19 protein-coding genes and 1 other annotated feature are annotated in these 23,906 nt (G+C 45.2%); of the genes, 13 read left to right on the top strand and 6 right to left on the bottom strand.

What is annotated here, in order from left to right:
• Position 1: 1 nt before the first annotated feature.
• Both NST47_RS21255 and NST47_RS21250 read right to left on the bottom strand, forming a co-directional pair.
• Positions 2-2,935: a DEAD/DEAH box helicase gene (locus NST47_RS21255; RefSeq protein WP_341156916.1), complete on the bottom strand. Its 2,934-nt coding sequence runs from the start codon at positions 2,933-2,935 to the stop codon at positions 2-4.
• Positions 2,932-4,491: an SWIM zinc finger family protein gene (locus tag NST47_RS21250; RefSeq protein ID WP_341156915.1), complete on the bottom strand. Its 1,560-nt coding sequence runs from the start codon at positions 4,489-4,491 to the stop codon at positions 2,932-2,934. Before NST47_RS21250 ends, NST47_RS21255 begins: the two co-directional genes overlap by 4 nt.
• A 53-nt stretch (positions 4,492-4,544) precedes the next feature.
• Here NST47_RS21250 and NST47_RS37210 point away from each other — a divergent pair, with 53 nt between their 5' ends.
• Together NST47_RS37210 and NST47_RS21245 are read left to right on the top strand one after the other, a co-directional pair.
• Positions 4,545-4,796, top strand: coding sequence for a GNAT family N-acetyltransferase (locus NST47_RS37210; protein ID WP_445667475.1), 252 nt, complete (start codon positions 4,545-4,547; stop codon positions 4,794-4,796).
• 39 nt (positions 4,797-4,835) lie between these two features.
• Complete coding sequence (locus NST47_RS21245) at positions 4,836-6,575, top strand: Ig-like domain repeat protein (protein WP_341156914.1); 1,740 nt, start codon at positions 4,836-4,838, stop codon at positions 6,573-6,575.
• Positions 6,576-6,643: 68 nt separating this feature from the next.
• Here the strand turns inward: NST47_RS21245 and NST47_RS21240 are convergent, their stop codons facing one another.
• Together NST47_RS21240 and NST47_RS21235 are read right to left on the bottom strand one after the other, a co-directional pair.
• Positions 6,644-7,717 (bottom strand): LLM class flavin-dependent oxidoreductase, encoded by a 1,074-nt coding sequence (locus NST47_RS21240; RefSeq protein ID WP_341156913.1) that lies wholly within the window; start codon positions 7,715-7,717, stop codon positions 6,644-6,646.
• 244 nt (positions 7,718-7,961) lie between these two features.
• A complete protein-coding gene (locus tag NST47_RS21235) occupies positions 7,962-8,426 on the bottom strand; it encodes a GlcG/HbpS family heme-binding protein (RefSeq protein WP_445667391.1) in 465 nt (154 codons plus the stop codon).
• 164 nt (positions 8,427-8,590) lie between these two features.
• Between NST47_RS21235 and NST47_RS21230 the strand changes: the two genes are divergently transcribed.
• The 5 genes from NST47_RS21230 to NST47_RS21210 all read left to right on the top strand — a co-directional run bounded on the left by NST47_RS21230 (position 8,591) and on the right by NST47_RS21210 (position 12,845).
• Positions 8,591-9,055 (top strand): MarR family winged helix-turn-helix transcriptional regulator, encoded by a 465-nt coding sequence (locus tag NST47_RS21230; protein ID WP_341156911.1) that lies wholly within the window; start codon positions 8,591-8,593, stop codon positions 9,053-9,055.
• Positions 9,056-9,153: 98 nt separating this feature from the next.
• Positions 9,154-9,423 carry a hypothetical protein gene (locus tag NST47_RS21225; RefSeq protein ID WP_341156910.1) on the top strand — a complete coding sequence of 90 codons (270 nt, stop codon included), beginning with the start codon at positions 9,154-9,156 and terminating at the stop codon, positions 9,421-9,423.
• A complete protein-coding gene (locus NST47_RS21220; RefSeq protein ID WP_341156909.1) occupies positions 9,420-9,908 on the top strand; it encodes an anthrone oxygenase family protein in 489 nt (162 codons plus the stop codon). The genes NST47_RS21225 and NST47_RS21220 overlap by 4 nt, the downstream gene beginning before the upstream one ends.
• A gap of 95 nt (positions 9,909-10,003) precedes the next feature.
• Positions 10,004-10,257: a binding site (T-box leader), on the top strand.
• 74 nt (positions 10,258-10,331) lie between these two features.
• Positions 10,332-12,011 carry a glutamine--tRNA ligase/YqeY domain fusion protein gene (locus tag NST47_RS21215; protein ID WP_341156908.1) on the top strand — a complete coding sequence of 560 codons (1,680 nt, stop codon included), beginning with the start codon at positions 10,332-10,334 and terminating at the stop codon, positions 12,009-12,011.
• 90 nt (positions 12,012-12,101) lie between these two features.
• A complete protein-coding gene (locus NST47_RS21210) occupies positions 12,102-12,845 on the top strand; it encodes an NRDE family protein (protein ID WP_341156907.1) in 744 nt (247 codons plus the stop codon).
• A 42-nt stretch (positions 12,846-12,887) separates the two neighbouring features.
• On the opposite strand, the gene NST47_RS21205 is transcribed toward NST47_RS21210, so the two are convergent.
• Positions 12,888-13,274, bottom strand: a complete 387-nt coding sequence (locus NST47_RS21205) for a MerR family transcriptional regulator (RefSeq protein ID WP_341156906.1) — start codon at positions 13,272-13,274, stop codon at positions 12,888-12,890.
• A 275-nt stretch (positions 13,275-13,549) separates the two neighbouring features.
• Between NST47_RS21205 and NST47_RS21200 the strand changes: the two genes are divergently transcribed.
• The 6 genes from NST47_RS21200 to NST47_RS21175 all read left to right on the top strand — a co-directional run bounded on the left by NST47_RS21200 (position 13,550) and on the right by NST47_RS21175 (position 22,563).
• Positions 13,550-15,364: a sensor histidine kinase gene (locus NST47_RS21200; RefSeq protein ID WP_341156905.1), complete on the top strand. Its 1,815-nt coding sequence runs from the start codon at positions 13,550-13,552 to the stop codon at positions 15,362-15,364.
• Positions 15,365-15,368: 4 nt separating this feature from the next.
• Positions 15,369-17,009: a response regulator gene (locus NST47_RS21195; protein ID WP_341156904.1), complete on the top strand. Its 1,641-nt coding sequence runs from the start codon at positions 15,369-15,371 to the stop codon at positions 17,007-17,009.
• A gap of 190 nt (positions 17,010-17,199) precedes the next feature.
• Entirely contained in the window at positions 17,200-18,558 is a 1,359-nt protein-coding gene (locus NST47_RS21190) for an ABC transporter substrate-binding protein (protein ID WP_341156903.1), read from the top strand.
• A gap of 23 nt (positions 18,559-18,581) precedes the next feature.
• Positions 18,582-19,514, top strand: a complete 933-nt coding sequence (locus NST47_RS21185; RefSeq protein WP_341156902.1) for a carbohydrate ABC transporter permease — start codon at positions 18,582-18,584, stop codon at positions 19,512-19,514.
• 19 nt (positions 19,515-19,533) lie between these two features.
• Complete coding sequence (locus tag NST47_RS21180; protein WP_341156901.1) at positions 19,534-20,370, top strand: carbohydrate ABC transporter permease; 837 nt, start codon at positions 19,534-19,536, stop codon at positions 20,368-20,370.
• Between the two features lie 42 nt (positions 20,371-20,412).
• Positions 20,413-22,563 (top strand): alpha-amylase family protein, encoded by a 2,151-nt coding sequence (locus tag NST47_RS21175; protein ID WP_341156900.1) that lies wholly within the window; start codon positions 20,413-20,415, stop codon positions 22,561-22,563.
• 70 nt (positions 22,564-22,633) lie between these two features.
• On the opposite strand, the gene NST47_RS21170 is transcribed toward NST47_RS21175, so the two are convergent.
• The gene (locus tag NST47_RS21170) at positions 22,634-23,842 is read right to left on the bottom strand and encodes a thiolase family protein (RefSeq protein ID WP_341159721.1); all 1,209 of its coding nucleotides are present in this window, start codon (positions 23,840-23,842) and stop codon (positions 22,634-22,636) included.
• Positions 23,843-23,906: the final 64 nt, after the last annotated feature.

The following is a 23,906-nucleotide window of genomic DNA, read 5'->3' as shown; positions in this document are numbered from 1 at the left end:
ATCACCAAGCTTGTCGAAGCGCGAACAAATCATGAAGTTCCTCATTAGACAACTCAGTAATCCAGCTTTCGGAGGTGGAGATTACGTTCTCGCTTAAGCTCATCTTGCTTTCCAGCATCTCGTCGATCTTCTCCTCCAGCGTGCCCAGTGAAATGAACTTATGCACCTGTACGTTTCGCTTCTGTCCCATCCGATAGGCTCGATCCGTAGCTTGGTTTTCAACAGCGGGGTTCCACCAGCGATCGTAATGGAACACGTGGTTAGCTGCCGTCAGGTTGAGGCCGACACCGCCCGCCTTCAATGACAGAACAAAGATACCCGGACCTGTTCCGTCTGCAGCCTGGAACGCGTCAATCATTTTATCGCGTTCTGCTTTGGGTGTGCTGCCGTTCAAGTACAGCACGGGCTCGTTCTGCTGAGCCTGCAGTACGTCGGCCAGCATACGGCCCATGCCTACGTATTGGGTGAAGATCAAGCAGGAATCACCCTCATCCCTGAGCTCGCTAACCATCGCTGCAATCCTTTCCAGCTTCGCTGACCGCGTGATGTACGCTTCACGGTATTCATCGAGTAGAAGAGCTTCTCCCGATGGCGCAGCTTCCTTTAGCAGCAGCATGGGGTGGTCGCATAGCTGCTTAAGCTGGGTCAAGACGGCGAGGATGGCTCCTTTTCGCTCAATGCCCTCCAGATTCTTCATACGTTCCATAAGATCCTTGACTACGCGCTCGTAGAGGGCTCCTTGCTCGGCGGTCAGGTTGATATACACCTTCATCTCCAGCTTGTCCGGCAAATCCAGCTGTATGGCAGGATCTTTCTTCTTACGGCGCAGCATGAAGGGCTTGATAAGCTTCTGCAGCTGTGCAGTTGCCCCCTCGTCGTGATGCTTCTCAATAGGATTGGCAAAGCGATGCTGAAATCCTCGCTGGTTGCCCAGATAACCAGGGTTAAGGAAATCATAGATAGACCACAGCTCTGATAATCGATTCTCAATCGGCGTCCCTGTCAGCGCAATGCGATGTTGTGCCTGAAGCGAGCGAACGGCTGCCGATTGTTTATTTTGCGCATTTTTGATGTTCTGGGCTTCGTCCAGACAGAGGGAGCTCCAGACGGTCTCACGCAGGGTTTCTTGATCCAACAGTGCAGTTGTATAAGAGGTGATGACAACGTCTGTATCTTTCAAAACGTTAGTCAGCGCCTCTCCGTTTAATCGTCCCTTCCCGTAATGAAGCCATACCTTTAATTCGGGCGCAAAACGCGCCAGCTCCTTTTGCCAATTGCCAAGAACAGAGGTTGGGCAGATGAGCAGGGAGGGGGACTCAGATTCTGTTTGGTGATGAAGTAAATAAGTAATGAATTGGACGGTTTTACCAAGTCCCATGTCATCGGCCAAACAGGCACCCAGCCCGAATTTTCTCAGAAAACTGAGCCATGTAAAGCCTTCACGCTGGTAGCCGCGAAGCTCTGCGCGCAGTCCATCAGGTATCGCCAGCTCTTTTAAGCTCGATGGCTGTCCTAACTGACGAAGCAGAGCCAAGAGATGCGAGTTTAATTCAACCTCCAACTGAATCCGCTTTTCTTCTTCTTCCGCATCTGCTTCAGTTGTCAGACCAAGCTCTGATGGCTTTGCTGGTTCCGCTTCGTTTAACAGATGCAGCTGAAGGACATCCTGCAAGGATAAGCCTTCCTCCGGATTTACGCTGTCCATGAGCCTACGAATTTGCTCCAGCAGAGCAGGATCCAGGTAAACCCATTCTCCGCGGAAGCGGATCAGCCTTTCTTTGCGGCCAAGCAGCTCAGCGAATTCGGCTGCATCCAGGTCGGTATCGCCGATGGCAACGCGCCAGTCGAAATCAACAAGAGCATTGAGTCCGAATAAGGACTTGCCTTTGCCGCCGGCTTCGGACGTAACCCGAGCGCGTAGGCGCGGCTTCCGTTTAGAGGCAGCCTCCCACCAGCCCGGCAGCATCACATTCCAGCCGTCATTTAGTAATTGTCGGCTGTCTACGGTCAGAAACCGCCATGCGATTTCATCGGTTAGCGGCTCAGCAAAGAGCTCACCACCGATATTCACATTTGGAAGAGCCTCGCTCAGTCGGGCTGCCCATCCGCCAGAACGTTCTTGAATATACGGGCTCCAATCACTGGCCCATGTGCCCGAAGCCTGACCGTCTGCAGCCAAGCGAATCGGTATAATTGCCGAGCCTTCGCTCTTATCCTGAAGCACCAAACGAAGCCGCCAATCGAACTGCTCGTCATCCGGTTCCAGCAGCTGTAAAGCGGGACGGAAGGGAGCCATATCCGGCTTCCAGCCGAGTGCTGCAAGCCATTCATCCTCTGTAAATGCAGAAGTCGAGGCAGTTCCAACTTGAGTTCCTCTAAACAACGCGGGATAATCCCGTCGAAGATCGGACACGGCTGCTTCATCTGCATAGTGCTCGGTTGTGACAGCAGCAGAAAAAGCTGAGCGCAAACCCGACATATCTTCGCCTGACAAATCCAGGCTTGCCAGCGTATCCCAATCCAGCTCTTCCAGATGCTCAGATCCTGTCTCCCAGGTCCACTGCAGCTTTCCACTCCGAAATGAGCTGTAGCTTGGTATATAACGGCCTTCCTTGGCTTCTCTATATAATCGCGGTGCGGCTGCAAGCAGCTCTTCGGTAGCTTCATTCCCACCCTGCCAGCGAATAATGTCCATGAAATTCGGATCGGCAAAGAAGGGCAGCACCATTTCTGCAGGCAGAACCGTTACGGTCAGCTCACCGGCCTGCCGCAGCTCCAGGGTGGTTCCGTAGACAGATGGTTCGTGCCAGGCAAACATAATTTTACGGAATTTATCGCCCGCAACCTCATATCCATTCTGAAGTCCCCAGAGTAAGGCATCTCCACTATCCGTTAAAATCACCTGCAGCGTCATCTCATACAATTGTGTACTCATTCCAGCAGTTTTCCTTTCTTCAGTTCCTCTTGCAGCGCTCGAAGTCGGCTGTGTCGTTCCATAAATCCAGAGAAAAAGCGGTCCCAGCGCTCGGCCTGCTTCATTTTTTTGTATACTTTATCCAGTCTCTTCAGCAGCTTGACCGCTAATTTATAATCATGCCGATTTTTAAGGGAGACATAATGCTCGATGGCTTGATGATAATAAGGCAGCAGGAGAGCTGGAGCTTCCTTCTCGATTGGCTGCAAGACGCTGACCCGATGGTAGAGGGGGTCTTGTCCTTTAAAGATTTGCATTTCCAGCCAAGGCTTCCATTGTCGCTGCTCATACAGCATTTCATCAATAATCTGGGCAGAATGGGGCAGCATTTCTTCCAGCACGGTCCACAGATGCTTCCCGGCATCAGGAACATGTGCGACAGCTTCCTTCCAGTAACCCAAATAGGCATCGAGCTCCTTGGTTCTTTGGCCATAAAAGTATGAGGCCGTCCTTAATAACCAATCAATCAGATTGTCCCAATCGCGAGCAGCAGCGATATGATTCAGGAAAGGCAGAAAAAGACGTGTCGGTGCTTTATTTAAAGTACCACTCGCTTCTAAAGCCGCCCATGCGTCACTAGTTCTTGATTGATGCAGGTACAGGAATGCCTTGGCCGCTGAGAGAGAAGAAGAGATCGAATCGGTTGTTTGCTGCGTTATGTCGTTTATTTCCTGCAATACCCATTGTTTCGCATCAGGATAGGGGGCTATCCAATATTTCCACAGCGCCGTATACAGGCCATAATCAAGATACTTCTGATCAGTTTCTTTGGCCAACTGCTGTCTGACATAACTTAAAGTTTGTTTAAGGCGCTCTCCAGCGAGGGTGAAGTCGAATTGTGCTGACTTTTGGTGTAACCAAGCATGGATTTCATCGTACATTCGATACAATGCAGACGAAGTATAGTAACTTACAGTTCCTTGCGCAGTTTGCTCTTTGATTTTCCTCAGGATAAATAACTCTTGATGCAACTCAAAAAAGATCAAGTCCATTTCCGAAAAAGGAACAGCTACCTTGCGGATATTTTGCAGCTCATACCGCAGCACGTTCGTAAAGGTTCCCTGATCGTAGGATGGTTTAACATGAGCTGTATATTGATCCAGAAACTTATGCCAGCTATTAATATCCATGTCTGGCAGCTGCTTGAGCTGCGACTCTGGTGAAATAATCGAAGTGGCCCGCTTAAGGTGATAATTGGCATTTACAATTTGGGAAGCCGGATAACCCAGTCGGTCAGCCAGCTCCATGATAACAGCAGCCAGATGCTTGCAGGTGGTTCGAACCGGACAGGTACATGTATTGGACAAGAACTTGTCTAAATACAGCTTAACACTGTAGTCTTCCGAGCCTGTTACCCTTGCTTGTACCACACGATTCTCCGTAATCACCAGAGAGGCTACACGCTGCTGTTTAAAATAATTAAATCCTCGGCTAAGTGTCACTTCATTAAAAGATTGAGCTACTTGCTCAAGCAGCTTCAACCATTGCTCATCATTTAATACAGGAAAAGAACTCATCGCAAAGCTCCTTGCTCAAAAATAAAAGATGCTAACCATTCTATTATAAAGGGATACGAGAAGAAATACGATATTTTCGTGGAAAGGGTGCCGCTGAATATTTAATCGGTTCTATGATGTTCACTGCAAAGGACGAATTACATGTGAAGGCACTACATTTGGTTTGTCATAATACGAATACAAGAGCTTTGATGTTTTACACCAAATTAAACTTCAAGCCCTATGAAATTACAATGAGAACGGATAAGCAGGTATACCTAAAGTCAATAAATATTTTCATTTATGGTGTGAAAGATGCTGTATAATAAATAGAGGAAACTATCTTTATTCAGGGGGATTATGACGTGGACCGATTTTTTAACTTTATAGAACGAATAAGATTCATAGGCTTTGTTTTATTTTTTGTATGTATAGCAGGTATGCATCCCGATACGATTTTTGCTCAGAATGTAACCACGTCGACGATATCCGGCAGTGTGGCTGATTCAACTTATGGGAACTCCGTAACCTTTACAACGTATGTAACCGATTCTGCTATCCAAGGGACTCAGCCGAGCGGTGCAGTAACTTTTAAAGACGGCAGCTCAACAATGGGAACTGCGACTTTGTCCAGCACCGTACCTGTGGTTGCTACGATGAGTTCTCAGACAGCAGCTCCTTCCGAAATGAAAGTAAGTTGTAATTCAGGACCCGATAGCTTTACTTCGGTAGACTGTCCCGTTGTGAAGTGGGGCGATTATACCTACTGGGCATTTAGCTACAATGATAATCGTGACTCCCTGGGCATTGTTGCCTATGATAGTTCCGGCACGGTTGTGAAGCAATGGGAACGAACAGGCACTCGTTATCTGTGGCAGATCACTGTGGATGCATCAGCCCAGACGATAACCTTTTGGGGACAAGGAAATAGCCAAGCTACGGTTGAATGGGGTTTTCTTGAAAATCATAGTGCTGCTGCCAGCTTCACGACATCTACATTGGCAATAGGCACTCACACGATTACAGCTGCTTATAGCGGAGAGGGCATTCATATTGGAAGTACGTCTGGGGGGTTCCAGCATACTGTAAATCCTATTGCTACTTCGACCACCTTGAGCTCCAATGCGAATCCTTCTTCGTATGGGAATTCAGTTGATTTTATAGCCACAGTTACATCATTGGGAGGATATCCAACTACAGGTACGGTTACCTTTAAAGAAGGAAGTACACCACTCGGGACGGCAGCACTGACAGGTGGAGCAGCAACCTTCTCTACCTCATCACTATCTGCTGGCACGCATGCTCCGATTACAGCCGTATATGAGGGGGATAGCTTACACGCAGACAGTACATCGACAGAACTCACCCAAGTCGTGAATAAGCTGATGTCGTCCACAAGCTTGACTTTCAGCAGCAATTCGTCAGCTTATGGTGAGTCAGTTACAATGAATGCGCTAGTGACATCTGTGCATGGAGATGAACCTACGGGGATGGTTACTTTCAAGGATGGCATTACGATACTTGGCACTGCTTCCTTATCAGGGGGACAAGCATCTATTTCGATTTCTTCGTTAAGCGTTGGCAATCATTCCATTAAAGCCGAATATACGGGAGATTCCAATTTTATAGGCAGTGCTTCAAGCGCAACTTCACTAGAAATCTTGTTACGGAGCAATTCTAATCTTAGTGGACTTACACTGGACGGCATTTCTATGGTCGAACCTTTCAACAAAACTGTCTATGTATATACAGCTTCAGTGAGTAATGCGGTTCAGGCGGTAGCGGTAAGGGCTTCATCAGAAGACAGTACTGCTTCTATAAAAGTTAACGGAATCACTTTATCAGTCGGACAAGCGAGCAGCCCGATCGATCTACAGGTAGGAAGCAATATCATTAGCATTGAGGTAATCGCACAGGACGGAACAAGCAAAAGCACATACACTATCACCATTCAGCGATCTGCAGCAGAGCGTATGGGTGCTGCTCAAGCACTTACGAAAATTTCATCCATGTATGACAGCAATATGGATGGTAAGTTTGATGCGGATGATGTCAGAGAGATATTACTTTTGATCGAGCCTGTTAGTATTGTGCCATTACCCTAAAGCTAAATGAACAACCAGCTGCTTATGCGCAGCTGGTTGGATAGCTTCAGTACCCTATTTAAGATGGCTTATTCCTTTGCCGCGTTTCGGTTAAGTTCCTTACGAACAATGGGTGCAACCTTGGTTCCGAGCAGCTCGATGGCACGCATCACTTCACGGTGCGGCATCGTGCCGACATTCACATGCAGGAAGAAACGAGTAACCCCCAAATTTTTGCGCAGCAAAATAATTTTCTCCGCGACATATTCGGGATCACCGACATAGAGGGCACCACGAAGGCTGCGTGCCTGGTCATAAGCAGCTCGGTTATAATGCTGACCCCAACCACGCTCGCGCCCGATGACGTTCATTTGGGCTTGTGTGGAAGGGAAGAACAAATCGGCTGCCTGCTCGGTTGTTTCTCCAACAAAACCGTGTGAATGTGTCGCAATCGGCAGCTTTTCAGGATCATGACCGGCGCGCGCGGCTGCCTTCTTATAGAGATCGACTAACGGAGCAAAGCTCTCAGGCATTCCGCCGATAATCGCGAATGCGATAGGAAGACCGAGCATGCCTGCCCTAACAGCAGATTCTGCATTGCCGCCGCTTGCGATCCATACAGGCAGTGGGTTTTGAACAGACCGGGGATATACACCAAGGTTATCGATGGCGGGACGATGGCCGCCGCGCCAGGTAACCTTCTCCGAGGATCTGATTGCAAGCAGCAGTTCCAGCTTTTCTTCGAACAATTCATTATAATCGTCCAGACTGTATCCGAAAAGCGGAAAGGACTCGATGAATGAACCCCGGCCAGCCATAATTTCAGCTCGTCCATTAGAAATGCCGTCAAGGGTAGAGAAGGCTTGATAGACGCGAACCGGATCATCTGAGGATAGCACGGTAACCGCACTTGTGAGCCTTATCCGCTTGGTCATGGCTGCCGCAGCTGCCAATACAACAGCAGGTGAGGTGCCCGCATAATCGGCTCGATGATGCTCCCCAATCCCATAGACATCCAGACCGACCTGATCGGCGAGAACGATTTCCTCAACTGCATCGCGTATCCGCGCAGCATGGCTGATGACCTCCCCAGTAACCGGATTCGGCGTAGCCTCCAAAAATGTACTGATTCCTATTTCCATGTTGTTGGTTAAACCTGTCATTGTGATACGCCTCCTTTAATACTTATAGTTTACTCATTTTTTTGTAGTTTCTCAAATTTAGTAAGCTGCAATCGAGACGAGTAGAGAGGTTTTGACGAAGATAGCATCACGAATGAGCCAGAATTGTAACATTTAAGGCAGCATTTTATGTAAGGCGTTCACAGAAACAACCATAACCGGCGTCTATCCCATCAGATTCTGATCAGAAGAAAGCGCCGGCTTATGCTCAAAACTCATTTCCCAACTACATAGGCTGATTTGATCCTATACGATAGGAGATGGCCGCGGAATCCCGTTTGCTTTTTAAAGCTTCAAAAACATGTATTGCGGCATTCGCCACTTCGATATCTTGAGCACTGGTGCCGCCGCTTACACCGATTCCACCGATAATCAGTCCATCCTTCATAAGAGGAATCCCCCCGCCAAGAATAACGATTTTCCCATGATTGGTCGTATTGATCCCAAACGACGGGCTTCCTGGAAGAGCGGCTTGCGCCAAATTCGACGTTGGCATTTTCATAGCTACACTTGTCCAAGCCTTGTTCTGAGCAATATCGATTCCTGCAATCCTGGCCGTGTCCATACGATGAAACGCAATAAGATTAGCGCCATCATCAACAATAGCGATGTCATCAGCCAATCCCATTTCTTTTGCTTTTCTTTCAGCTGCTTCTAACAATACTTTAGCTATTTCCAAAGTAAGCTTCATTACCGTCATCTACCCCTTAGTTAAAGTTTTTATAGGATATGGTCAATAGCCCAATTTGGTGTTTATCCAATTTCAATGCTTTCTCAGGATCCTTGATGATTGACATGGCTAGAGGAAGCAGGAAATAGGGACTTTACATTATTTTGGAAATATATTATATTTGTATGCGCAAGCAATTTATCGGAAATGAGGTTGTAACCGTGCTGGGGACCTATTTAAAAGAATGTCTGTATTTTACCGCGAATAGACTGGGTAGAGTGATTACCAAAATGGCAGAGGATGAGTTTGCCGCAAGTGGGTTGTCACCAACGTCAGCTTTTTTATTGATGGCCGTTTTTGAAAAGGAAGGGATTTCACAAAAAGAGTTAGGGGAAATACTCCATCTTCAACCTTCAACGGTGACCCGTCTTATTGAAAAACTTATCATTAAAGGGCTAATTACGAACCGTGTTGATGGGCGTTTGTCACTTATTTATGCTACGGATAAAGGGAAGGCATCAGAGGAGCCAATCAACGAATGCTGGAATAACCTTCGTGGTCGTTATGCTGCCTTATTGGGGGAAAAGGAAAGCGATGAATTATCACTTTATCTGTATAAAGTGAGTGATCGCATTGAAAATATAGAATGAACCAACATTCTTTATTTAAATAATATTTGCTTGCGCAAACAATATTATGTATAAGGCATTTAAATATATTTTGAAATTAACTAAAGGAGAGATGATGGATGAACAACGAAACAGGTAAGAGGGCAATTACCAAGGATAAGCAACCAACTTTAATTGTTGGTGGAACAGGCAAGACCGATCGTCGTGTGGATGAGAGGCTGAAGCTTGGTTTGCCTGCAAGGATTGGTTCCCGTTCTGGCGACCCGGTCTTCAATGGGGAGAACCCACATACGACGGCGTCCAGCGGGCCTTGGGAAGGGCACCCCTGGGTTTTGCCGACTACGCTCGAAATGCAAGCCGCTACAGGGGTGTGGGGAGGTTCGAGATGAGCGACCGGATCATCAATAGCCTGACCTTGTTCTCGACTGTAGGCTCTGGATTGATAGCAGGAATATTTTTTGCTTTTTCAGTATTTGTAATGACTGCCCTCGTCCGACTCCCACCGGCGCAAGGTATTGCCGCTATGCAATCCATCAATATCGTTATACTCAACCCACTATTTGGCTTCGTATTTGGAGGGACGGCCTTAGCGTGTGGAGTCCTGGCGATCACCTCCTGCTTCAAATGGGGCGAAGCCGGTATGATGTATCTGCTTGTCGGCAGCATATTCTATCTCATTGGCTCCTTTCTGGTAACCATCGTGTTCAACGTTCCGCTGAACGACGCACTGGCCGCAGTAGACCCTGGCAGTGCCCAAGGCGCCGATCTATGGATTCGTTACAACGCTAATTGGACGGCTTGGAACCACGTACGGACCGTCGCTTCCTTGGCGGCACTGATATCGTTTATGATGGCATTCCGACAGATCGGCTAGCTTTAGGGAATTCAGATAACAAATTGCGCATTGTTGACTCATTACGTATAATGGTTTACACAAAAGGTAATGATTTGATATCATAAAAGGAATATTCAAAAGCGATGATGAGATGAGTAAGGGAAAATGTTCTTGCACAGAGAGCTCCGGCAGTTGAAAAGGAGTCAAGAGCTTGTCCCCGAAACAAGCCTCTGAGCAGTGCGTCGGAACCTTCAATGGGGATGGCGTGACGGGAGCTCCCGTTATAGAGCTAAAGTATAAGCATGGTCTGCAATGCCGTACTTGATGAGGTTAATATGGCGACATATTAATGAAGCTGGGGTGGTACCGCGAAAATTTCGTCCCCGAGACATAAAACTTGTCTTGGAGGTGAAGTTTTTTTGTTGATTGTCCACTTATCACGTTCATTAGGAGGAGTCCATATTGGCTAACGGGAACGAGCATCAAACTGAAAACTTTTTGTTTAGACTGATTACTGAGGAGCTTGAGGAGGGTACATTCGGAAGGGAGATGTGTACACGATTTCCTCCCGAGCCTAACGGCTATCTTCATATCGGAAGCGCCTACGCCATACACACGAATTATACGATTGCCGATAGATTTAACGGAACCTTTCATTTGCGGTTCGACGACACGAACCCTCTTAAGGAGAACATCGAGTATGTGAACGCGATTATAGAGGATATCCAATGGCTTGGTTACGATCCGGGCGATCATATCTATTATGGCTCGGATTATTCAGATGAAATATATAACGCTGCAGTTACCTTGATCAGGCAAGGGAAGGCTTATATCTGTGATTTGACGCCAGAGGAAGTGTCAGAGTTTCGCGGAACCTTGACGGAGCCGGGCAGAAACAGTCCGTATAGAGACCGTTCAATTGAAGAGAATCTGGAGCTTCTTGCGAAAATGAAGCAAGGGGACTATCCGGCTTCCTCCAAGATTGTTCGCGCCAAAATCGATATGGCATCGCCCAATATCAACCTGCGTGATCCTGTTATTTACCGTATACTCCATGCTGAGCATTACCGAACAGGAAATGACTGGTGCATCTATCCAATGTATGATTTTGCCCATCCTATACAAGACGCGATTGAGGGTATCACGTATTCCTTATGCTCCATTGAATTCAAAGACCATCGCCCCTTGTACGACTGGGTTCTCAGGGAGCTTGAAGTTCCCGAGCCTCCGCGGCAAAGAGAATTCGGTCGGTTGAGTCTAACGGGTGTCGTAACAAGTAAACGGTTTTTGAGGCAGCTGGTTGAAGGCAATTACGTAGATGGTTGGGATGATCCCAGATTGCCTACGCTCCGCGGCTTAAGAAGAAGGGGCTTCACTCCGGAAAGCATACGCAGCTTCATCGAGGAAATTGGCAGTATCCGAACTCAGAGCACGGTAGACATTTCGCTGCTGGACCACTGCCTCAGGCAGGATCTCAAACCGAAAACGATTAGCGTCATGGCCGTTTTACAGCCTTTAAAGGTCGTTATCACCAACTACCCGAACAATGAGATGGAGCTGTTAATGGTTGAAAACAATACCGAGAATGAGACACTGGGAAAAAGAGAGGTGCCTTTTTCCAAAACGATCTATATCGAACGGGACGATTTTATGGAGCAGCCACCCAAGGGCTTTCATCGGTTGAGTCTGAATGCGGAGGTCAGGCTGAAGGGAGCGTATTTCATCAGGTGCGAGCAAGTGATCAAGGACGCGGATTCAGGAGAAATTATTGAGCTTCACTGCACCTATGATCCCATCACAAAGAGCGGTAGCGGATTTAACGGGCGTAAGGTGAAGGGCACGATTCATTGGGTGTCGGCAGCGCATGCCGTAAAGGCTGATGTTCATCTATATGAGAAGCTGCTGCTTGTACAGGACGTTCCGAAAGAGGGCAGCGGAAATTGGACAGAAGCGATAAATCCTGCTTCACGCGTTATCGTAAAGGATGGATTGCTGGAGCCATTCGTTGAACATGCCCATACCGAACAAAAGTTTCATTTTTTCCGACATGGCTATTTTTGCGTGGATAAGAAGCTCACTACAGGCAAGCGGCTCGTATTTAATCGTATTGTACCGTTGAAGGATACCTGGAATAAAAAATGAGGATAGTGCAAAGAACCAGTCCAAACGCTAACCTGCTGTGTTAGACTGGTTCTTGCCACTCGGAAAGTGGGGATTTCCATGTGTTTAATTTTGTTTGCTTATCAGGCACACGAAACTTATAAGCTTATCGTTGCTGCTAATCGTGATGAATTTTACAACAGACCGACAGCTGCCGTTCATTATTGGCAGGATCATCCTGACGTGCTGGCAGGTAGGGACTTGAACAAAATGGGCACCTGGATGGGAGTGACCAAAGCGGGTCGTTTTGCAGCTTTAACGAATTATCGAAACCCAAAGGAATCAACGGACGGCAAACGTTCACGAGGAGAATTGGTGGCGGATTTTTTAATCAACAATGAGCGGCCTGAATCTTACTTGCAGGAAGCCGCTAACAAACGTAATGCATATCCTGGATATAATTTGTTGGTTGGCGATGCCAACAAGCTTTACTACTATTCGAATATTGAGGATAAGATTCAACAACTGAAACCGGGTGTTTATGGGGTCAGTAATCATTTATTAAATACCGCGTGGCCCAAAGTCGAGCATGGCAAAGAAGGCTTGTCCACAATAATAAGTGAAAATAAAGGTGATTTAACAGAGCAGCTGTTGATGTTACTCCAAACCGCTGACCCGGCCCCCAATGAAATGCTTCCTCAGACAGGAGTCTCGTTGGAATGGGAGCGGACGCTTTCGCCTATTTTTATTAAAAGCGAAGGTTACGGAACCCGGAGCTCGACGGTTATGTTGATGACTGAGAAAGAGATTTACTATAAGGAACGAGTTCACACAGAGGAAGAAGTATATAATCGCGAATTTACCATTACCCTGTAATCTGTACATGCTCCCCCATGCGTTGGTTAGGGTGCTGAAGCGTCACAATGCGCAGGAGTCTCTTTCCAATTGTTGTAATTGTACGTCGTATAAAGCCATCTTATAGTTGATTTTGCCTAATGTTTTCATTAATTGCAGCATTTGTTCCTCGATTCTTACTTTATGATCGACCATCATTCTTTTACGCTCTAGTAGAGTCTGATCCCCTTCTTTATGCAAATCCACGTATTGTTTTATATCAGCTAAAGGCATTCCAGTCGAACGCAGCGATATGATCGTTTCAATCCAATCAATACTGGACTCATCATACAACCGAACCCCATTATCATTTCGTTCTGCATAAGGCAGTACACCCTGTTTTTCGTAGAAGCGGAGCGTATGAGCAGATATCCCCGTTTTTTTGGAAACATCATTGACCGTATATGACATGTATGAATCTCCTCCATTTAATTAGAGTTACTCTAATCTATTATACATTTTAATTCGTGTCTACTCAATAAAACTTGATGTGTTCGAGGAACTGCCGGAGGAGAATGTCGCCGCCATTTCGAACAGTCCCAAAGCGAAATTTTCGCCAATAACCTGGAAGTCGTCACCTTGATCGATACTAAATCTAAACCAAAAGTAGCAGCGAAGGCATTCAGGAAGCTGTATAATGTGTTTGTCTAGGGCTTGGCAAATAAACGAGAGCAGGTGGTTTTATATTGAAAGTAGTAGCCTTTATCAACAAAAGTATTCAGCGGAAAATGTTTTTTTATTTAATTTTGGCGACGGTGTTTCCAACAGCAGCTATAGGTATCAGCTCTTATTTAATTTCAATTGATATTTTAAAAACTAAAGTAAGTGAATCGGTGACTGAATCTCTGGGCTTTATTAAAAATGGAATCGAAAATGAAATGAAGCAGGTTGAGCAAATTTCCAGCTATATGTACATTAATAACGATATCAGAAAAATATTAGCCAAAGATTTTGTGGAGAACACGCCAGAATCTTATTATGCCATGGTTAAGGCGAGTGAAGCTTTTTCTTTGTATTCCATTCATTCACGTAATTTTTCATACATTTCCTCGATTCAAGTGTTGGGTGAAAATGGAGTCAACCTGCTGTATGGTGAGGAAACCGGGAACTTTTACCGAAAAAATTTAAACGAAATGAAAACGAACGTTTGGTACGAAGAGGCAGAGCAATTAAACGGGAAAATATACTGGGTCGGTAAAGATGATAATTATAACGATCCCAGTAAGGTAGCAGGAAAAAAACAACTGATTTCAATGGCAAGAACGATCAAAGATATGAATATGGTCGATAATGTCGGGATGATTTATATCAGCTTTGATAATTCGATGTTTCAAGAGATGCTTAGAAATTCATCGATCCAAAAGGGTGGTAAAATTTTAGTGATCGATAATCATGATGAGGTTGTTTATACATCCGAGGACTTTGATTTGGATAGAGGGAAGCGAAGCCTCAGTCAGATCAAAGGTCAACAAAAGCAGCAAGGCTATTTATTGGATAGCGATACTGCAGACAAGCAGCTGACAGCTTATTATTATATTAGTCGTTATGGCTGGTGGGTTATGGAAACGCTACCATACAATGAGCTAATCAAAGACAATAAATTAATTTTCAAAGTAACGATTACGGTTTTTTTGATTTGTTTGCTTGTGTCGGGATTAATTTGGTACTTATTAGCCTACAAGTTTGTAAAGCCGATCAAAGATTTAATCGTTACGATGAGAAGCATAAAAGAAGGGCAATTAGTAGCGAAAGCGAAAATCCAGAGTGATGACGAGATTGGCGTGCTCAGTAACAGCTTTAATTATATGATCGACCGCATACACATCTTGTTTATGAAAGTGCTGGAAGAGCAGGAAATGAAGAAAAATGCAGAGTATAAAGCGCTTCAGGCACAAATTAATCCTCATTTTTTATTTAACACTTTGAATTCGATCCGTTGGATGGCGATCATTCAAAAAGCAGACAACATCAAGGATACGATTGACACCTTAGGAAGGTTGCTAGAAAATAGTACGAACAGCGTGGAACCTTTTATTTGTATCGAAGATGAAATTCAAAATATAAAGGATTATCTCAGCATTCAAAAAATGAGATACAAAGACAAATTTGACGTAGTATTTGAAATTGAGCCACAGCTGCTTCAATGTTTTTGTATCAAATTCATGCTCCAGCCGCTTGTTGAAAATGCAATTTTTCATGGAATTGAACCTAAGCCTGGCTTCGGTACGATTCAGATTACAGCTCGTCTGGTCGGAAACGATATCCAAATGATGGTCAGAGATAACGGAATGGGAATGGATGAGCAGAGAATCGAGGAAATCCTGCACAATACAGAGCAAACGAGGCAGGGCTTGAATGGAATCGGCATTCAAAATGTGAATGACAGAATGAGAATGACGTACGGGGAAGCCTATGGGATTACAATCCGAAGTCGTCTGCAGGAATTTACTGAAATAGAACTGCTGTTACCGGTTCAATATACAGCTAAGGAGGATTTATGAGAACATGATTAAGGTAATGATTATCGATGACGAGATCTTGGCGCGAGTAGGTATTAAATCGATAATTCCATGGAGACAGCATGAGTTTGAAGTGGTGGCGGAAGCGGAAAATGGTGAACAAGCTTTGGAACTAGCTAAGGAACTGCTTCCAGACATTGCGATTACGGATATTAAAATGCCCTTGTTGAATGGAATTGAATTCATTAAAGCAATCAAAGAGCTGGGCATGACTACTAAATTTGTTGTATTAAGCTCCTATGGCGATTTCGAATACGTGAAGGAAGCCATGAAGCTTGGAGCGGAAGATTATATTCTAAAGTTAAAAATGGAACCGGATCATCTGCTGCAGATTTTGATTAAAATCAAGGAAAAGATCCTTCAAGAGAAAAGTCAGCAAATCAGTCTAAACAAAAGCGAAAACGAAATTGACAGCTATTTGCCGTCGATGAGAGAAGCTTTATTTAACAGGCTGCTATTCGGGTATTTTGAAGATAATGAGGAAGTTCACCGTCAATTCAAGCTGATGAAAATTGAACTGCCACAAGCTCATATTTATTGCCTGCTCGTTAAGGTCGACCACTATGAGGTATTCAAAAAGTATAAGGAACAAAACGATCTATATATCATTACGTATGCCATCACCAATGTTGTCCAGGAAATAGTTAACGATTTTCATGCAGGCTATGTATTTTCGACGAAACCTATGGAAGTCGTTGTCATCTATGCAGACGGTGATCTGCCTGACTCAGTCCAACTGCCTATTAGAATCAAAAGGTTGTGCGAACGAATCCAGTCAGCATTAAAAAAGTATCTCGACATTTCGGTCACTATCGGAGTCAGCGAAGAGCAGCCATCATATGTAGAGATTAAAAAGGGCTTCGGACAAGCCGTAAAAGCGCTGCAAAACGGATTCGCCTTGCCCCGAGAAAGTATTATTTTTTTTAATGACGATTTGAACGAACTGGACAAGAGCGACAACGTGCTAGGAGAAACCTTTATGAAGCTGGAGCAGGCCTGCGCGTTGGGATCAACCGATATTATTATTCATGAGCTAAAGCTTATACAACAAGGGTTGATAGGAGTTTCCCCGGATAGTCTCAAGGGACTTTGCGCTTCGATTCTTTTTATGCTGATTTCATTTTCCAAAAGCAAGGACTTATCCCTGTATGACTTATGGGAGGATGATCCTTTCAATCAGATAGAAAAATTTCAGGTTTTGCAGGATTACATAGACTGGTTATCGATGTTAATTGCCACGCTCAATAAAATATCGGATCTTTTGGGTGATAACCATAAATTGATTTCCCAAGCTAAACAATTCATTCATGATCATTATGACCAAAACATATCGCTGCAGATGGTTGCTGAGCACCTCCATATTTCCGGTAATTATTTGAGTCATCTTTTCAAAAAGGAAACTAACGAAAATTTTATCGATCATCTGATTCATATTCGAATTGAGCATGCCAAAACATGGATAACAACCTCCAATTACAAAATTCACGAAATAGGAAAACGAGTCGGTTATCATGATAACTTTTATTTCAGTAAAATATTTAAAAAAGTGGTTGGCGTAACACCCATACAATACAGGAGCAGCTTCTCAGCATCCGACAACGATAGTGACGATATGAAAAACGATTAAAAAACAACATATCGGAAAAAAAGACAAACAGCCAACAAGGTTAACTGCATACAACAGATAGCCTCAATTAAGCTTATGGAAAGTGAGTAGAAGAAGACAACGTCACCTCAATCTATTCCATTTTTAATTGCACCTGATTGTTTTATATTGTTAGTGTTCACAAATTAATGCTCAACGAAGGGGAAATGATATGCGTAAAAGAAAAGCTGCATTACTAGTTTCAATCAGTCTGGTTTTTGTCTCTGCGTGCTCGTCAGCACCCGATCCAAACAGCGCGAACAATCCAGCGCAGGCGAATGGGGGGAAGACGAAGATTGTAGTCTATCACTGGACTCCGGTAGAGGGAATGGAGAGTGCCGTCAAAGTGTTTAATGAGACCCATCCTGATATTGAAGCCGTATATGTGAAAATTCCCGATTCTCCCGACGTTCCGTTAAAAGTGAATACACTTCTTGCTTCCGGGGAACAGATCGATGTTATTGCGCAGTGGTCTCCTGACGATTTAAGGACACGTGTGGATAACGACTTGTACGAACCGCTTAATTCTTATTTTGAAGAAAACAAAATTGACTTTGCCAAAACCTTCGGTGAAGAGGTTGCCAAGCTGGAAACCATCAATGGCAACATTTACGGAGTCCCGTACGGGAATAAAGTAAATGGTATTTTCTACAATAAAAAGCTGTTTGACGAGGCCAGGGTTCCATATCCGAAGGACGATTGGACCTGGGAGGATTTCAGGGAAACGGCCAAGAAGCTGACGAAGGGCGAAGGGCCTAACAAGCAATACGGATTCCTTCCCTACGTGATTGAAGATTGGGCGACGATTGCACAGTTGAAGCTTGGGCTGAACGCGATGTATAAGAATGATAAGGAAAGCAACTACGATAACCCGTATTTCAAGGAAAGTCTGCAATTATTTCACAACATGCAATTTACGGATAAGTCGATTATGCCACTGGCTGAATTTCCGGCTAAGAAACTCGATTCCGCGACGAACCGTGCAAATGTGTTCTTTAAGGGGCAAGCGGGCATGTATATGGGGGCTTCCTTCATCACCTTTTATTCCAAGTTCCCGGAAAACAAACACGACTTTGATATTGGCGTCGTCAATATGCCCAGATATGATAAAGATTCCAAGACGACTTCAACCATTTCTTACAGCGATTTGAGTATTCCCAAGAGCAGCAAGCAAAAAAAGGCAGCTTTCGAATGGGTTAAGTTTTTTACGATTGACCGTCCGGATGTGACCTCTGCGCCCAAAGGCATGCAGCCTCCTGCTCCTATTCATGATGAAAATGTCAAAAAAGGTGTGTTTGACACCCTGTATAATGTGCCTACCTTTAACGGTGATCAGGTTTATAAGGTGTTTAATGATCCGAGTACGGTTCTAGTTTCCGATCAGACAACGATTACCTTAGCCAAAAAAGAAATTGGCGCAGTCGTTAAGGAAGAGGTAACAAGAGTGTTTTTGGGAGAAAAAAGTGTTGATGATGCCGTCAAGGATATGAAAAAAAGATCAGATGAGCTGATCGCTAAGGCCAAAAAATAACTTTTGCAGGAGATGCTTGTAGGATGAAACCCAACACCGACATGATTGTTGTCACAAAGGCCCGGTCCAATAAGCTAAGACTTAGAGAAAATTTGGATGGCTGGCTGTTTCTGTCTGTAAGCTTGGTAGGCTATCTGTTATTCCGGTTCATTCCGATTATATTTTCCCTGGTACTCAGCTTTTGTGACTGGAACCTGATTTCCGGCTTGAAGGGCATCCGATTTGTCGGTCTGGACAACTTTGCTGAGCTTCTGCATGATCAATGGTTTATAAGCTCCTTGATTAATACGTTTTATTTCGCTTTCGTCAGCGTTCCCATCTCCATAGGTTTATCGCTATTGGTTGCGGTCATTGTTAATCAGAGTGTATATGGCAAAGGCTTAATCCGATTGCTGCTCTATTCGCCGCACATTTCTTCCATGGTGGCGATCTCGGTCATTTGGGCGATCTTATACTCGCCCAGCTTTGGACCCATTAATATGTTCCTGAAATCGATCGGCATCAGCAACCCCCCGGGCTGGATCAGCTCTTCAACCTGGGCAATGCCTTCCCTCATCATTATGAGCATATGGCAGTCGATTGGTTACAACATGGTCATTATGCTAGCTGGCCTACAGGGGATTCCAAAGGATTATTACGAAGCTGCTGAGGTCGATGGAGCCAACCTATTTCAAAAATTTAAAATCATTACGATTCCTTTAATGTCGCCTACTTTGTTTTTTGTAATGATTACTTCTGTCATCGGTTCCTTTCAAATATTTGCACAAGTTAACATTATGACCCAAGGCGGGCCTGGTACGTCAACCTCCGTGCTCGTTTACTATATTTACAATGTGGCGTTCAACTACAATCGGATGGGGTATGCGAACAGTATAGCCTGGGTACTCTTTGTCATCATTCTTGTACTCACCTTATGGCAGTGGAGACAGCAAAAAAAATGGGTGCATACCCAATAACAATAAGATGAGGTGTGAGATGACGAGAACCTTGCAGAACATGATCAATAAGTCCATACTGACCTTCATCATGCTCGCCTTGTCCATTATTATGGTACTGCCCTTTCTCTGGATGCTTTCCACATCATTCAAGCTGGAAGCAGATGTATTTAATTTTCCAATACAATGGGTTCCCCCTTCGTTTACTCTGGATAACTATAGGGACGTTTGGCTGGGAAAGGTGCCGTTCTACCTGTTTTATCTGAATTCCATCAAAGTGACGTCGATTTCCGTTGTGGGTGTCATTTGCACCAGCTTGATGGCCGGATATGCTTTTGCCAAAATCCAGTTTAAAGGCAGGCACGTACTGTTCATGTTTTATTTATCTACATTAATGTTTCCAGATCAAATGATGCTGGTCCCACGCTTCATCTTTTATAAGTTCCTGGATATCTACAATACCCACTGGGCTTTGATTTTGCCGGGGATGGTTTCAGCTTTTGGGACATTTTTGATGAGACAATTTTTTATGAGCTTACCGAATGAGCTTTTTGAGTCCGCTCGTATAGACGGATGCAATCATTTTAAAACCTTTATTCATATCGCGCTTCCCCTGGTAAAACCTGCTGTTGTTGCTTTCATTATTTTTTCGTTTGTCTGGTCCTGGAACGATTATGAAAATCCGCTTATCTTTTTATCGAAAGCAGAGCTCTTTACGATTCCTTTGGGATTATTGTCCTTTCAGGAAGAGAATAGAACGAGTTATGCGCTGATCATGGCAGCTTCTGTCAGCTCGCTGCTGCCTATATTTATCGTCTTTTTGGCTGGCCAGAAATATTTCGTCCAAGGCATTGCCTTGACAGGGATTAAAGGTTAATTCAAGGTTACATATCTGATTCAGGAGAGGAAAGTGACTATAATGGGTAAATGGGATTGGCTGCAGGAACGTAATCGGGGAATTCATATGACGATTCGTGATGTGGATTGCATCGATTTTGACGCAAAGAGGCTTGCCAAGGATCTTCACGAGCTTGATGTTAATTTTTTAACGTTTTTCTCAGGGGGTTATGTAACGACCTATCCGTCACAGGTCAGCTTGCAAAGAAGAAGTCCCTTTCTGCAGGATCGGGATATTACAGGGGAAATTATTGAAGCGCTGCATGAATACGGGATCAAGGCTCTTCCTTCGATTGAATTTGGCGTCATGCCAATAGAAGCCGGAATTGTATATCCAGAGTGGTGCGCTCGTGACCATGAAGGCAATCCATATACAGTTGCTGAAACCTTGTATGCCTGCTGCCCATTGGGTGGATATCATCATGAATTAGGCGAATTGTTTGTCCAGGAGGTTTTAAGTCGGTATGATGTGGACGGATTATACTGGTGCGGTGCCAGCTACGGTTTTCAGGCATATGGCTCGGGTATATGCTATTGCGACAAATGTCAAGCTGATTTCTTGAAGACCTCCGGTCAAACGATACCAGCTATCAAAGATTGGTCTGATCCACTATGGAAACCATTTTTGAAATGGAGAATGGAGAAGACGACCGAATCGGCCAAACGGATTTATGATATGGTGAAGAAAATCAATCCGGAGATCCCTGTACTTGGCAATGCTGTATGTTTTGGAGATGCAGGCTGGACGGTCAATTCGTCTCTGGATATGGAGGAGATTGCCCGATATCAGGATACGGTCATTATCGAAGCCCAATCTCGTGTCAAAATTAATGAAACGACCGATCATGAAGATTGGCATTCTTTAACCTGGCCTGACGAGGAAACCCGTTACATGACTTCGATCAGCGATAATCCGGTTTGGGTCGTCGTTTCCTACTTCTTGGCATGGCCTTGGCGGAGAACGGCGGTACCGCCTGTCGAGCAAAAAATTTACTTAGCGCAAATTGCCGCGAACGGGGGCACGCTGCAGGTGAATCTATCAGGAGGTCCACCTGCGACCCATAACGATACCCGCGGTTTCCAGGCTATTAAAGAGCTGTATGGTTTTCTGAGGGAACATAAGGCGTTTTATGATCATGACCGCTCAAGCGCAACCATCGCTATCGTATTTTCACAGGAGACCTTGATCCACTACGGACAAGATCATGGAATGGAAAAATACGTCCAAAGTATCAGGGGAATGGAGCAAGCTTTATTGGATGCACACGTTCCATTTGATATTATTTCAACGAGAACCTTACAGACAGCTAAAATAAACCGATATCAGACGTTATTGCTGCCGTCACTTTGCTGCATATCGGAGGAAGAGGCCGAGTCAATCAGAAAATTTGTGAACAACGGCGGAGGTCTGGTGGCCACCCACGAAACCTCACTTTACGATGAAACGGGAAATAAGAGGGACGACTTTTTGCTTGGCGACTTGTTTCAAGCTTCTAGCTTAGGAGCAAGCGGCAGAGTTACCGGAGAAGTCGACCATGTACTCAAGCAGGCATACCTTAGGATAGTGGGGGAGCATGAGATTCTTGAAGGTATTGTTGGCACCGATGTCGTACCTCTTTATGGTGAATATTGTCCGGTACGTACCGTAGATGCTGATTATCAAAGCCCTTTGAGATTGTCTGCACCGTTCCGGGTGTTTCCTGAAGGCTTCTCTTATACTCTGGAGGATGACCCTGAATACCCGATGCTCATTGCTTCTGAGCACAATAACAAAGGCAGGGTCGTGTATTTCCCCAATCAAGTGGATAAATCCTATAGTAAAGTCGGGTTTCCTGATTTGGGTACGCTAATTGCCAATGCTGTACGTTGGACATCTCATGGGCGGGAACAGCTTAAGGTGGTTGCACCAGATGCATTAGTTGTTTCTCTCCGGGAAAAGGAGCAGTATCGGATGGTTCATATGGTCAATACTTTAGGAGGACGCCGATTCTTTACTTCAATAACACCAGTGCGTGATGTTAAGGTAGGTATTTCTGAAGCTGTTCCTATGAAACGGGCTTTCTTGCTTTCAGACGGAATCGAATTACCTATTACCGAGGATGGACTTTTCAAAACAGTGACCATCCCCGAAGTTACAGATTATGATGTCGTCGTATTTGAAGTCAGCCAGTAGTTATTTTCTTGTTTTTACATGATAACCTGATACATGCCCCCTTGGAATAGACATGGGAAAAACCATTTGGTTATTCCGATAAGTTCGAGGGGGTGTATTTCCAATTGAAATTTTCAATAACCACAGCCATACCTTGACCACCGCCAACGCATATTGCCGCCAAGCCGAACCGTTTGCCCTGTCTTCTGAGCTCATAGGCTAAGGTTAGTACGATACGTGCTCCGCTGGCGCCGAGTGGATGCCCGATGGCAATGGCACCGCCATTAACATTCGTACGTTCACGATTAAGGCCAAGCTCCTGCTCTACGGCCAAGTATTGCACAGCGAACGCTTCATTGATTTCTACAAGATCGATATCCGCCATCACGAGGCCGGCGCGTGTTAATGCCATACGGGCTGCTGGAACAGGACCAAGTCCCATTAACTTGGGTGCGACTCCTGCAATACCCCAGGAAACAATACGTGCCAGCGGCTGGCGTCCAGCTAATCGATGTTCTCCTGCCAGTACCATCGATACGGCACCATCATTCATACCGCTTGCATTGCCGGCAGTAACGGACCCATCCTTTTGGAAAGCCGCTCTTAGCTTCCCTAGCTGTGCCATGGACGAATCACTACGAATCAACTCGTCCTGCTGGATCCACTGGCTGCCCGAACGTGTTTGTACCTCAACTCCAACGATTTCCTTTCCCAGCATTCCCGTACTTGCGGCCTTTGCAGCACGCTCATGACTGAGCAGGGCGTAAGCGTCCTGAGCTTCACGTGAAATAGCGTATGCAGCTGCAATATTCTCCGCAGTTATGCCCATGCCACAGCCGATATAGTGATCCGTGAGTGTATGAAGCAGCATGTCCTCCAACTGGATGTGGCCTAATTTCATTCCCCCGAAGCGGCTGGTAAAATCGGCATGTGGAGCTTGTGACATATTTTCCGTACCGCCTGCCAACACCATTCCAGCTTCCTTTAACTGAATGCTCTGCACGGAGGAAATAATAGCCTGCATACCCGAGCCGCAGACTCTGTTGACAATGAGGGCCGGCGACTCTATCGGAACACCTGCCTGTAACGCAATGTGTCTTGCCGTATAAGCCACATCAGTACCCGATTGGATCACATTTCCATAAATGACATGATCGATTTCTGCTGCATCCACCGTAGCACGCAGCAAAGCCTCCTTCGCGCTAATCAGACCGAGCTCCCGGGCACTCACTTGCCTGAACGATTGCCCGAATGCTCCGAATGCCGTTCTTGCTCCATCCAGAATGTATACCTGTTCGATATCCGGTTTGACATGCTGTATCCCGGATTGTGCTTCATCTGCTGTCATTGTACCTGCACCCCGC

It is taken from the genome of Paenibacillus sp. FSL H8-0034 (genome assembly GCF_038000305.1).
In the GTDB taxonomy this organism is placed as follows: domain Bacteria; phylum Bacillota; class Bacilli; order Paenibacillales; family NBRC-103111; genus Paenibacillus_S.
This window is presented reverse-complemented; position numbering and strand designations above follow the sequence as displayed.